Annotated in this window: 6 protein-coding genes; 1 reads left to right on the top strand and 5 read right to left on the bottom strand. The window is 60.0% G+C overall.

Annotated elements, in window-relative coordinates; all coding sequences use genetic code 11:
- Positions 1-140 precede the first annotated feature (140 nt).
- The 5 genes from ACR2TX_RS24585 to ACR2TX_RS24565 form a co-directional block, all read right to left on the bottom strand.
- Positions 141-1,046 carry a VOC family protein gene (locus tag ACR2TX_RS24585; RefSeq protein ID WP_434130927.1) on the bottom strand — a complete coding sequence of 302 codons (906 nt, stop codon included), beginning with the start codon at positions 1,044-1,046 and terminating at the stop codon, positions 141-143.
- A gap of 85 nt (positions 1,047-1,131) precedes the next feature.
- Positions 1,132-6,291: a malto-oligosyltrehalose synthase gene (gene treY / locus ACR2TX_RS24580; RefSeq protein WP_434130925.1), complete on the bottom strand. Its 5,160-nt coding sequence runs from the start codon at positions 6,289-6,291 to the stop codon at positions 1,132-1,134.
- Positions 6,292-6,296: 5 nt separating this feature from the next.
- The gene (treZ, locus tag ACR2TX_RS24575) at positions 6,297-8,504 is read right to left on the bottom strand and encodes a malto-oligosyltrehalose trehalohydrolase (protein ID WP_434130923.1); all 2,208 of its coding nucleotides are present in this window, start codon (positions 8,502-8,504) and stop codon (positions 6,297-6,299) included.
- A gap of 828 nt (positions 8,505-9,332) precedes the next feature.
- A complete protein-coding gene (locus ACR2TX_RS24570) occupies positions 9,333-10,598 on the bottom strand; it encodes a glycosyltransferase (RefSeq protein WP_434113923.1) in 1,266 nt (421 codons plus the stop codon).
- Positions 10,591-11,292 (bottom strand): DUF5752 family protein, encoded by a 702-nt coding sequence (locus ACR2TX_RS24565; protein WP_240502441.1) that lies wholly within the window; start codon positions 11,290-11,292, stop codon positions 10,591-10,593. The genes ACR2TX_RS24570 and ACR2TX_RS24565 overlap by 8 nt, the downstream gene beginning before the upstream one ends.
- A gap of 245 nt (positions 11,293-11,537) precedes the next feature.
- Between ACR2TX_RS24565 and ACR2TX_RS24560 the strand changes: the two genes are divergently transcribed.
- On the top strand, positions 11,538-13,364 hold the full coding sequence (locus ACR2TX_RS24560; RefSeq protein WP_086133106.1) for a hybrid sensor histidine kinase/response regulator: 1,827 nt from the start codon (positions 11,538-11,540) through the stop codon (positions 13,362-13,364).
- Positions 13,365-13,572: the final 208 nt, after the last annotated feature.

The raw sequence follows: 13,572 nt of genomic DNA, 5'->3' as shown, positions 1-13,572 counted from the left end.
ATCGGACACCTGGCCCGGAAATGCCGATACCGGCGTACGGCCTCACGCTGCTACAAGCGCTAATTAATGGCGCAACGAGGATCAGCCCTATGATCAGGATGATCGGCCTTTTGGCTGCTTTCATGATCGGACCTCTTGCTTCATCGTGAAGGCGGTATTTGCTGAATGCCGAACATCGCTCCCGACGGATCGGTCATCACGGCGACCGTTCCCGAGCGGATGTCGGGGTGCGGAGCGATGAGCACCTTACCTCCGAGACTTTCCGCGCCGGCAACAGTTCCGGCGAGATCCGAGACTCGAATGTACGGCAGCCAGGCCGCTTGTCCCCCGGCCAGGGGCTGTCTTGCGAGTCCGGCCCTCGGAGTCCCTTCGCGCTTGAAGATGAGATACGGTTGCTTGCCGCTCTCGCGCGGCCACGAGTCGACTTGATATCCCGCAAGCTCATGGTAGAACCGTGCCGCCTTGTCGAGGTCCTCGGCCCACAATTCGTCCCAAAACCAGTCGTTTTCCTCGGGTTCGATGGGCTCGGGATCGCCCCATCGGGTACGGATTACCGTCAGCGGAGCACCGTCCGGATCGCGGATAACGGCGAAACGTCCCCGTTCCGGCGCGTTCACCGGCGTCAGCGGCACGGTTCCGCCGGATCGCTCGGCCAGCTGCACCGCGCGATCGACATTCTCGACCGAAAGCAAGCTAAGCCACTGATTCGCGGGGTGTGGCGGCTCGGTATCCTTAGCCACGAGACCGGAAATCGGACGTCCGTGGTTCCAGGCAATCGAATAGTCGAAATCACCTTGAGTGGAGTCGGTAAACCGCCAGCCGAACAGGCTTCCGTAAAAACGCTTGGCGGCGGGTAGATCGTCGGTCACGAGATCGTGCCAGACAAAACGGCCGGGTTGGTGGAGCCGCGTCTCGGTGGGCGAGATTGCGGGCAACTCGACCACGCGGTCGGCACAGGCCGAAAAAAGTCCGAGCGAGACGATCAGCAGGACCGGGATAATGCTTCTACAAGTGTGTTTGAAAGGTTTGTATCTGATACGACGCATCACAAACTCCTGCCAAACGACCTATGGTACTTTCGGATTCAAGGTGCTGCCTACGGCGGCTTCTTCTATCGGATGTGAAAACCCACTAATCCACCTTGACCAACAACGCCAGCGGAAAGCCCGAAAACAATTCCGTTGCCATCAGCGGGGCCGTGCCGCCAAGCGTTACCTGTTCCCGCGTGAGGCAGTGCGCATAAGTGCCGGCGACGGCAGGCGGCAGCGTCAGGCGGGTATCGTCCCAAACCGTCCCATCGCCCAGCGGCGATAAGGCGCCGTTGCCGAGGCGCAATATCCAGCGGGGCACCGCCACCAGCACCGTGCGCGAGCCGAAGCGGCGGAGAAACGCGCACAGGTGTTCGGCTTTTTTCCCCTCGGCTTCCAGCGGATGATAGCCGCCGCGGCGGAACAAATCCGGATCCTGCTGCCGCACTCGCAGCGTTTCCCGTGTGACATACAGCTTGATTCGCCCGTCGCTCATATCGCTTTGCATCTCACCGAGTTTCGGTGCGAGCTCCGGCGCAGTCAGTCCATCCCATGCCTTGATCTCGTTCAATAAAAGCTGTCGCCGCTCATAATCCACCGGCCGACGGTTGTCCGGGTCGACCAGGCTGAAATCCCACAGCTCGTTTCCCTGATAAACGTCCGGCACGCCGGGAACGGTGAGCTTAAGCAGGACTTGAGCCAGGCTGTTGTGCAAACCTGCGCGGGTGATGCCCGACAGAAAATCGCGAAAGTCGCGGAGAAATTCGTCCTGCTCTCCGGGAGTTACGAGTTTCCGCAGAAAATCCGAGACTGCCCGTTCGTAGGGTAAATTCGGATTCAGCCAACTGCTGAACAGCTTGGCTTCTCTCATCGCCTTGACCATGTAGGCTTCCAATCTCTGCACGTAGTTCCCCGCGCTTTCCGGGTTCAGCTCTCCCAGCGGCCAGGTTCCGACTAAAGTCTGATAAATCAGGTATTCATCGTTTCTCGACGGGGCCGGATCGCCGTCGACCATGCTTTTCTTCTTCCGGTTGAGCTCGCTCCAGTTACGGACGCGCGCTATCCATTCATCGGGAAGCTCCGACAACACGTCGATGCGGGCCCTCACATCCTCGGAACGCTTGGTATCGTGGGTCGAGGTGCTCAATAGGGAATGGGGCCAGAATTGGCTGCGTTCTTCGTTACGGCGATGAAAATCGGCGAGCGAAACGCCGAAATATCTGGGATCGCCACCGACTTCGTTCAAAGACACGAAACGGTTGTAGCGGTAGAAAGCCGTGTCTTCCATGCCTTTCGCCATGGCCGGGCCGGTCAGCTGCTGAAATTTCATCGCGAACGAGACGACCTGTTCCCGATACCGGTCGCTCTTGCCCTCCGCCAGAATCGTCAGCAGTTCGTCCCGGACGAAATCGAAGATCGTAAGGTCTCCCACCAGGCTTCGTTTTTTCGCGTGCTCGACCGCGAGCTCGATGTAGTTCCGATCGGTTTCGGATATCCCCCGGCCGGTTACGTAGGTTCGGTAGACCGGAAAACAAGCGATGATTTCCCGCAGTGCATCCCGCAGGCTGTTCAGGCTGTAATCGCGGGTGCGGCGGTCGCTTTCCGCGATCCGGCTCAGCCGGTTGGCGAGCACCGTGAGTTCGCTGGAAAGGGCGACCCTAAGAATCAAGCGCTTTGATTGGTAAAGCAATTCGTCGAAATCGACGGGAAAACTGCAGAAGGACCGGTAGAAGGCATCCAGCGCCTGCTCGGCCCCCGGCCAGATGAAGAGGCCGTTGACCAGGTTGGCGAAGTCGTAGCCGGTCGTGCCATGGACCGGCCATTGGCTGGGAAGGCTCTCGTCCAGAGCGAGGATCTTTTCGACCACGACGTAGAACGCCCGAGCTTCCGATGTGGCGGCGGCCTGGTCCTCGGATTCCGCGGTTTCCGTCCGGGTCAACGCCAGCACGCGATCTTGCAGCGCCCGGCAGTAGGCTCCCGGATTGTAAAGTCCGTCCGGATGGTCGATCCTGAGTCCCTGTATCTTTCCCAGGGCGATGAGGTCCAGGACGAACCGGTGGGTGGCCTCGAAGACATCCTCGTTTTCGATGGACAAGGCGGCCAGATCGTTGGTATCGAAGAATCGGCGATAGTTGATCTCGTCCGCCGCAACCCGCCAATAAGCCAGCCGGTAGGCTTGATATTCGAGAAGCTCGTGGAGCCGGTCGAAACTTGCCGGAACGCCGGGCATGCCGTTGAACTCGCTGACATTCTTGGCGATGAACTGCGAGATGTCCCGGCTGGCTGCGCACAGCCGCGCCAGATGCTGCTTGTGGATTTCTTTGTCCCGGTTGCGTTCGTTGCGCTTGTCCTTGCCGGTCTGCCAGCGGCCGGGCAGGTGGCTGAAAGCCGTTATCAGGCTCTGAAATTCCGCGAGGTGGGAATCATCCGGACTGAGCGCGGTTTTCAGCTGATCCAGCCGGTAAGCCAGAATGCGCGGATATTCCTTGGGATCGATCGGGAACCGGTGGGGCCCGTAGTAAACGGAGAAGGAACCCTCCTCGGCGTCGAAAGCGAGTTCCAGCTCTCCGCTTTCCAATGCGGTTCCGTACGGCGACCCCAAGGTGGGCAGCAGGACTTTGCCGCGCAGATAGTCTTTGACCGGCGACCAGTCGATATCGAAAAAATCGGCATGATCCGAAGCCGGTCCATTTTCGAGCACGTCCAGCCACCAGATGTTGTCGCTGCCCATGACGCCCATATGGTTGGGCACCATATCCAGAATCTGGCCCATGCCGCGCCGTGCGAGCTCGGACACGAATCGGTCGAAATCTTCCTGGCTGCCGATTTCGGGATTCAGTTCGCCATGATCGACGATATCGTAGCCATGGGTGCTGCCCGGCCGCGCTTTCAGATACGGAGACGCATAACAATGGCTGATGCCTAGGTCCTGAAGATAAGGCAGGATTTCCGTCGCCTGGCGAAAGGTGAAATCGCGGTTGAACTGCAACCGATAAGTGGCGCGCGGAATGGAAAAGCTGACGCCCCCGGCTATCGCCGTCTTGCTTTTGATCTGGGTTTTCGGAATTCCGCTGCGCCTTTCGGCCAAGGCGTGCAGCAAGGCGGTGACGGTATCTTCCTTGCGCCACTGTTCGAATTCCAGCGGCAGTTTTCGCCGCCAGTTCGGAAAATCGTCGGGCGCGCCGGGGATCACGAGCTGGTCGGCCTGCCCGAGGGCATCCTCCAGCCGCAGCAGCACGATGTCGGCCGCGGTTCGGGACAGCAGAAGATAAACCGCGCGCACCATGTCGGGCATCATATCGGGCACGGAAATCGGATGGATATTGATGTCGGCCGGCAGCAAGTCTTCCTGTTCCAGCGTGACGAGCAGGCGAGCGCGGGCGACTGCCCGGGCCACGACGGCGTCGTGGCGGGCATCTTCGGAGGCAAAGAGCTTCAATGCCGTGCGTTCGTCCAGATCGCGCCCGAGCCAGAATCCTCTGAGGGGTGGCTCGTCGATCCCGGACGTGACGATGGCCGATTCCGGCGCATATTCCCGTGTAGGCAGGAATTTTTCGGTCTTCCAGTGGGAGAACAGCGATTCGCAAGGCAGCACGCCCGCGTGTTTCAGCCGTTCCATGATGTCCGCCGGAACGGTTTCGCCGTCGGTCGCCAGCACCAGACAGCGATTGCGCTGGCTTTCCAGGGCAAGGATCCCCAGGAGGTCCTCGAAGGGAAAGGCGACATAGCTGCCGTCCTCGGAGCTCCCGCCGGCCGGAATCCAGTACTGCCGGGCCAAGTCGGTCACCTTGTGCACCAGCACGGCGCCGACATGCCGCATCGTCTGCCGCAGACTGGCGGTGAAAGGGCGGTAGGCCGCTTCTCTCAGACTCGGTGGTGTAAAGGGCGAAATGGTGGAGACGCCGCCGTCCGGGCAGGTTTCGGTCGGCGGCGAACCGAGCCGGATGCCGGGCGCATGGTAGGTTTGCTGCGACCAGACTTCCGCACCGCCCGCGGCGGCACTGAATACGAATTCCAGGCATAAGCCGATACTCAAGCCGAGCTCCGCGGCGCGGTCCCCGGCCGACTGGATTTGCTGTTCCGCCTGCCAGTAGAGATAGGCATAGTAGTCGAGCCCGGCGGCATTTTCGGCCGCAAAGCTTTGTACCTCGGGAGACGACGGATCCCTGAATTGCGCCGGCCAATCGGTCCACGCCGAATATCCGGCGCCCTCGCGGGCAAAGCGTTCGCACAGCGCGTCGAACAGCGACTGATGATAAAGAACGGGCCCGCGCGCGGACTGATAGGCGCGAAAGGCTTTTCCGCGTTTGGAAAGCTTCCGCAAATGCTTGTTGCGGAAATGAGCGAAGAGCGATTCCAGGATGCCGAGCTTTACCGCCGCCACTTCGGTATAGTCGATCAGCTCTTCGGCGCGCAGGGCGCGTAGCTGCGCCTGGAATTCCGGATCCGCGACGGCTTGCTGCACGGCCTCGGACTCGGCGAAGTCGGGAATGGCTTCGACGTCGAGGTACAGCACGTTGTAAAAAAGCCGGTTGGACGGCTCGTAAGCATTGCCGATTTCCGGCTTCACCGGTTTCAGAGCTTGGAGCGGACTCACCCGGATCATCGCCGCTTCATGCTCGGCGGCATAATCGACCAAGCCCTTGAGATCGGTAAAATCGCCGATGCCCCAGTTGCGTTGCGAGCGTACGGCGTGAAGAGCCAGCGATAATCCCCAGACCTTTTGTTTTTCTTGCAGAACCGGCGGGAGATAGCAGCGCTCAGGCGTCACGATAAGGCTCATGCTGCCTTTGAGATTTCGCTCCGCGTACTCGACCGTCAGTCGGTGATAGCCCAGAGGAGGCTGAACCGGCAGGGTGAAGGCGTAGCGCCGATAGCACTGGTCCTGAATCGCCAGCTCGCCGACCAGCGCCAACTCGGCCGGGCAGAAGTCTCCGTCCCATCGCTTTCCATCGTCGAGTTCCAGAATCCACGTCATGAGCACATGATCGAGCTGACGAGGCACGGTACAGACGATGACGCGGGAATCCTCGCCCTCGCGAACGACCTTGACCGGCGGCAGGATTCGAAGCCAATGCTCATATTCCAGCTCGGCCATGATCGCCGGCAGCCGTGCCTCGTCGCAGGCATCGATGCCCATGGCCGCCAAGAGTTCGCGCTTGGTGTCGGCGGAAACGCGGACCGTTTCGCCCCGTGAGTCGACGAACTCCGTCTCGATGCCGCAAAGGCCGCACAGCTGGTCGATCGCTTTAACGACGGGCATCAGTCTTACCTAATCATCTGTGCGGCCAAGAGCCGCGCCTTATTTCCTTCTCCCTTCGGGCAGAGGTATCTACACAAGTCTCCAAAGCCGTCATTCCGGCAGGGAAGGGTTGCGACTAAAGCAACCGTTTGCGATTGGATACCGGAATCCAGAACACACGGATGTGAGAGGCCGTTGCCGTCCTTGGCTTCTGGACCCCGGCACTCCAATCGCAAACGGTGTCTTCGGGAAGGGCGTGGCCGGCGCTCCCGGCCAGGCCGTTTGCGATTGGAGCACCGAAGCCACCCTTCCCTGCCGGGGTGACGAGTTGCGTCGATACCTTTACTCCTTGGGAGAGGGGTGGGTGAGGGGCTTGGAGAAAGTGGCCCGAAGGGCTGGATGAGGGAGAGCGCGCTCTCCGGTCGCATGAGAAACCAGGCCGTTGACCAGGCGGGTATCCGGCCCGAAGGTAAGCTGTCGGTAATGTCCGGGTCGCTGACGGCTAATGCCGGATCCGAGGAAAGATCCAAGTTCGACAGCGGTTCTTCCCCAAGATTGGATAAGAGGATCAAGCTGCCGCCGTCATCCAGGTGCCAGACGACCGAAAGTCCTCGTGCGCCGAAGAGCTTGAAGTGTGAGCGGCCGGCGCTTATTTGTTTCAAAAGCGGGACGATTTGCTCGCGGCGGACCGCCAGTAGGGATTGGTAGAACGACTGCCATTCCCGATGTTTCGGAATCTCCAGTGCGGCCCAGTCCAATTTCGAGTTGAAGAAGGTCGAGGAGGCGGAAGGATCGGGAATCCGTTGTCGGAGCTCTGGGGCGGCGAATCGTCCGAAGCGGGCGAATTCGTTGCGTCGGCCTTCCGTCACCGCCTGGGCCAATTCCGGTCCGAAGTCGCAGAAATATTGGAACGGCGTCGGACAGGCGAATTCCTCGCCCATGAACAGCAAAGGCGGGGAAGGCGCCAACAGCAACAGCGTCACCGCCGCTCGGAGTGGGCGGGTTTCCACCAGATCGGAGAGACGCTCGCCGAATGCGCGGTTGCCGACCTGATCGTGATTTTGCAGAAAGGGGACGAACGCGGTGGGCGGAAGATCGCGGCTGATTTCGCCGCGCCGGCGGTTGTCGCGATACGGCGAGGCTTCCCCTTGATAGGCGAAGCCTTCGGTCAGGGCGCGTCCCAAGTGTTTCAGGGGCGCGTCGGCATAATCGGCGTAATAGCCGTCGGTTTCGCCCGTCAACAAGAGGTGCAACGCATGATGCAGGTCGTCGTTCCACTGCGCGTCGTACTGCCGGGGCGAACCGTCGGCCTCGCGCGCGAGATAATGCGCGGCGTTGTCGTCGTTTTCCAGTACCAGATGGACGTGCCGGCAGCTTCCGGGGCCGGCGCGAACCCGCTCCGCCAACTCGTCCAGAATATCCGGACGCGAATCGTCGATGATGGCGTGAACCGCATCCAGCCGCAGTCCGTCCAGGTGATATTCCTCCAGCCAGTACAAGGCGTTGTGAATGAAAAAATCGCGCACGGTGCGACAGTTCTCGCCGTCGTAGTTGATCGCGCTGCCCCAGGGCGTATGGTGCCGGTCGCTGAAGAACGGTTTTCCGTAGACATACAAGTAATTGCCTTCCGGCCCGAAGTGGTTGTAGACCACGTCGAGGAATACCATGAGGCCCTTGTGATGAGCGGCCTGGACGAACTCCTTCAGATCGTCCGGCGTTCCGTAGCTGGCATCCGGCGCGAACGGCAGGACGCCGTCATAGCCCCAGTTCCAGCGGCCGGGAAAAGCCGCGATCGGCATCAGCTCGATCGCCGTGATGCCTAGCGAAGCCAGGTAGTCCAGCTTGTCTTGCAGTGCCCGAAAGCTTCCTTCCGGGGTGAAGGTGCCGACGTGCAGTTCGTAGATCACGGCTTCTTCCCAAGGCCGTCCGGTCCACTCCTCATCGGTCCAGCGGAAGCCGGCCGGATTGATCACCTGGCTGGCGCCGTGCACGTCCGAAGGATTGAAACGCGAGGCGGGATCCGGAACGGCGAGGCCATCGTCCAGCCGAAACCGGTAACGGCTGCCGGCCGCCGCTTCAGTTGTCATGACCTCGAACCAGCCGTCGGCTCGCTGCTGCATAGTCAAACGTCGCTCCCTCTCGTCCGTTCCGAGGATCAAGTCCACGCTCTTCGTTTGCGGCGCCCAGAATCTGAAGCGCACGCCGTCTTCCGTGATTTCCGTGCCGAATGGCATTGAGTGTTTTCGAATCATTGTTCCGATTTGGGTGTTTCCCTTCGAGTTATCCGGTAATAGGCTGGGATAGGCGGCAGCGTTCCCGGCAAACGGCTGAGTTGTTGTCTTGGCCAACCGAGTCGATAAGGAGTCGCTGACGCGACGGTTGTTTTGAATGTGGGTTTCCGAACCCACGGTCGGGATACTTTCTTTTGCTTGGCCAAAAGAAAGTGTCCAAAGAAAAGGCCACCCGATTGCCGCTTGTCTCCTCCGCTTCTCGCTTTCGTCGGGAGGCGATCAAAGGGACTCCTGTCCCTTGATCGCCGCGATTCATCCATGAATCGCCCCTCCGGGTTATTCCCGCCGAAAGCTGCGGTGCTCGGCGCGGCAAACGGGAGTTAGAGTAATTTAAAAATTGACTGTGGGCGTTTTTTGCCCCGTATGGTGCGCCCGAGCATCGACGCCTTGAGCCGGAACCGCCCGAAGGGGCGCGGCACGATGCCGCGCGGCAACAAAGGCACATGGAAGTGCCTTTTGTTGCCCCCGGCTCAAGGCGTCGACGCGCAGGATCAGCGCGCCATCCGGGTGTCCTTTCTTTTGGGTCCTTTTCTTTGGACAAGCAACGAAAAGGACCTCGGCTGTGGGTCCGACAAACCGGCAGGACAGCCGGTTTGCACGGCTTCGCCGCCCGATAGGGCGAGGCCTAAGGATAGGCCGAGTGAAACCCACATTCAAAACAACCGTCGCGTCAGCGACTCCTTACCATCGAATCGGTTGCTACAGCGAACTCAGCCGCCGGAAACGCTGTGTCCTTCAACCGGGCTCTGCGTTCCCGGCCAACACCACCGATTACTGCCCTCTAACCCGAATCGCCCCCGCCAGCTCGATGCGTTCTCCCGCGGCGTGCAGCACGCTCACCATCAGAGTGAGGTACTCCCGAAGGTGGCGGGTGATCAGGAAGTTTTCGCGTACGAACTCCCGCGCTTTATTGCCCATTTCCTCGATTTTGTGCCGGTCGTGGAGCAGGTAGCGGATGCGCAGGGCCGCGCCTTCCGGGGTATTGACCAAAAAGCCGGTGTGATGGTCGATCACCTGGAGCCGAATACCGCCGGTATCTCCGCCGATGACCGGTTTGCCCTTCCATAAGGCTTCGGTGACCGTCAGGCCGAAGCCCTCGCGAAGCGATTTCTGCACCACCAGATCGGCAGCCCGCTGCAATGCATTGATGGTGCGGTGGGCGTCGGGCGGAAGGAGCAGGACATGTACATCGGAGTCGCCGTTCGCCGCCTGCCGCGCTTCGGCCAAAACGGCGTCTCCTTCGGGATCGTCGGTAGCGGAACCTCCGGCCAGAACCAGCTGAATGTCCCGCAGGAAATGCTTGGCGATTCGGTATGCTTCAATTACGCCTACCGGGTCCTTGAACTGGTCGAAGCGAGAGACCTGAACGATGATGGGGCGCGTCCGGTCGATACCGAAGCGCTCGCAGACGCTGTCGATCTCGCCTTCCGGCAGATCGACATTCTTGTCGCTCAAGGGATCGATGCTGGGCGGAATCAGGTATTGCGAGTGGGGCAGGGGCTGCACGAACGCGGCGAGCGAGAAAACGCTGGCGTCAAACCCGGCGACGAAGCCGCGGAGATAACGCCAGATTACGCGGTTCGGCCGATTGATATCGATATGGCAGCGCCAGATCCATTTGCCCTTGCGCTCGGGAATATATCTCAGCAGCGGAGCGGGCTGCGGATCGTGAATGAAAACGATGTCGGCATCGCTTAGAATCGGGCGCAGCTGTTCGGCGTTAAAGGCGTTGGTCTCTTCGAAGTTCCGCAGCCAGTCGTTGGGCATGTTCACCATTTTGCCCTGGAGACCATTGTGAAAACTCTTGGTGCATTGATAAAACACCGCATTGCCGGTGATCACTTCCCAGTGGGTTTCGATTCCGAGCTCCCGCATCAGCGGCACGTGTTTTTCCAGAATCTCCGCGACGCCGCCGCCGAGCCGGGTCGAGTTGACGTGGACCACGCGTTTGTCCCGCAGCGTTCCCGCGAGCTGATGCAGCTGATCGATGACATCCTGACCGACGACCTCGGCGTACGATTCCAACAGATTAGCCACGGCCCACCTCGCACAGGCAGCCGGAGAACACGCGCGCCAATTCTTCGCGGAGACTGGTCAGCGAGGTAAAGTAGGGATCGATCTTGGCCAGACATTGACAGAGGCTTTCATAGCGTCCGTCGAAAGACTCCAGCCAGTTCCGAAAGTCATCCAGCCGGTTCTCGTTGCGCCGCTTGGCGTCGATGAAGTGATAGAAAATGCTGCTTACCGACATTTGTCCGATCCGGGCGGCAAGCTTCTCCGGGGTGAAAAACTGGAGATCGGTGCGAAAAACGACGGTGAGCGCCCGAATAAACTCGAACTGCTGATCCGGTTGCGCCCATGCCAGAACCTCGCGTTCATCCAGCCGCTGCTCGATGATCTCGATCAGCTCCTGGCGCAATTCGTCGAGCGTGTCATAGCTGTTGGGATCGACGACACTCAGGCGCTCGGCGAGCACCTTGTCGTGCAAAGCATGCCTGGACCAGGCGGCGAAGTCGTTGCTGTATTCGGGCTCGTCGAAGCGGGGATGGAGCAGATTGCCCCAGAAGTGAAAATAAATGCTCCCGGGATGAATAGCCAATAGCTGATCGCGCAGTTCCTTAAGGTTCTGTGCCCGTTTACCGGTCGCGATAGCCAATAGGGCGCAATCATTGACTATGAAAGGCATCGATCCGCTGGCGACGTTCTCCATGGCGATCTCTGGCTTGCCCATCGTTTGCGTACAATTCTCGAGCACCATAGCCAGCTTGGCGGTATTTGTAAATCCGTGAAAGTCGGGGTATGTCTTTTCAGCATCGGCAGGCCGGGAATAACACTTTTTCCCGCTGCGCGACGGGATAACGCAGTGGATTTGACACGCCCGTTCGTTGTCCCTGTGTTACAGTTTTAATCCTACGTACCGGTTCGTTGACAAGGCCTGGTTCGGGGAGTTTAAGCGCATGCTGGGGAGACGACACGATGTCGAACAATACGGACAAGACCACGCTGAGAGAGAATGCCGAAGCCGAGCTCGACAATAAGCTTGAACCGGCCGCACCTACGGACGTCGATGAGCAAACTCCGCAGCAGGAGCGTCAATCGCTACACGAGTTTCAAGTCCGCGCGCTGGAATTGGAAGCCGAAAACCGGAAGCTGAAGGAGGCGCTGGAGGCGCTGGAAGAGTCCCGCGACCACTACGCAAACCTTTTCGATTTCGCTCCGGCGGGTTATTTGACCTTGGATGAACACGGCGTGATCAAGGAGATCAATCTGACCGCCGCCGGCATGCTGGCACGGGAGCGCCCGGCCCTAATCGGGCTTCCGTTCGTTCGCTTTATCGCCAAGGCAGATCAAAAAAAGTTTTCGAATCATCTTTCGCAAAGTCGATGCGAGCGGCGGAGCCTCACCACGGAGCTCCGTCTAGTCGGAAAGGGCGGTTGGCATCTTCCGGTGGAAATGCATACCTCATCGATGCGGGATAGCCGGCACTATGTGTTTTACCGGACGGTGCTGACCGACATCAGCGAACGCTTGCTGGTGCGAACGGCCTTGGATCAGTCGCGCCGGCAGCTCGAACAGAATGTTTCGGAACGGACGGCCGCTCTGCAAGAGAATCGGCAACTGGAGGCCGAGGTCGCCGAACGGAAGCGGCTGGAAGCCGAGTTGCGGCAACGCATGCAAGAACTGGCCGATGCGGACCGGCACAAGGACGAGTTCATGGCCATGCTGGCGCACGAACTGCGCAATCCCCTGGCGGCCATCGTCAATGCGACCGAGTTGATGCGACGCAAGCCTTCGGGCCATCAGCACCTGTATGACTGGGCCTGCCGGGTGATCAAAGATCAGACCGCGCATCTCGCCCACCTTCTGGACGACCTGCTGGACGTGGCGCGGGTCACGCAGGGAAAGATCGTATTGGACCAGGCGACGATCGATCTGAGGACCGTCGTGTCCCAAGCGGTCGAAGCCAATCGGGCCCTGCTCGAGGATCGCCGGCATCGCCTGAACGTGCGTGTTCCGCCCGAGCCAGTTTGGGTGCAGGGCGATAGCACGCGTTGCGTCCAGATCGTCGGCAATCTGATTCACAACGCCGCCAAATTCACCGAGGTGGAAGGCGAGATCGAGGTCGTCCTCGACACCGAAGCCGACGATGCCGTGGTGCGGGTTCGCGACAACGGCACCGGCATTTCCACCGAACTCTTGCCCCGGATTTTCGAGCCGTTCACCCAGGAAGACCGCTCGCTGGCCCGTTCACGCGGCGGCTTGGGAATCGGTCTGTCGCTGGTCAAGAAACTGGTGGAGCTCCATCACGGCCGGGTGGAGGTGGCCAGCCAAGGCCCCGGTCAGGGCAGCGAATTCACGGTCCGCTTGCCGTGGATGAAAACGCATTCGTCCAGCCGGAAACACAGCGAGAAGGTCCAAGATTCAGGTTTGTCCGCGGCCGATCAATATGTCCTGGTGGTCGACGACAATGTGTCATCGGCCGATTCCTTGTCGACCCTGCTCGAGGCGTATGGGTATCAGGTTCAGGTCGCCTACGACGGCAAAGAGGCGCTCGACCGGGGCAGGGAGCGAGCGCCCGATGTCGTGCTGCTGGATATCGGTATGCCGCAGATGGACGGGTATGAAGTGGCTCGGCGCATGCGGGAAGATCCACGGCTCACGGGAACGCGCTTGATCGCGATCTCCGGCTATGGCCAGGAAGAGGACCGGCAGCGCTCGCGCGAAGCCGGCTTCGACCACCATCTGGTCAAGCCGGTGGACATCGATGTCTTGCTGGATTTGCTCGGCAGCAGGCAGCCGTAGGTCAACAATCCTTTGTCGACAGATTTCGTAGGGCGGATTAGGCGCACTCCGGCATAGGCTGGATGTTGAACACCGCGTTCTGCGTGCGCCGTAACCCGCCAAAACAACGCCCCATGTCCTTGCCGTTCGCTTCGGTGGGTTACGGTGCGCGCCTGAATCGGTGAGTTACAGTGAGTAAAGAAAACAATGCCAGTATTACCCGTCATTC

The sequence above is a fragment of the Methylocaldum sp. GT1BB genome, assembly GCF_051027545.1.
GTDB lineage: Bacteria > Pseudomonadota > Gammaproteobacteria > Methylococcales > Methylococcaceae > Methylocaldum.
The sequence above is the reverse complement of the archived record's forward strand: the minus strand, read 5'-3'. Positions and strand labels throughout refer to the sequence as shown.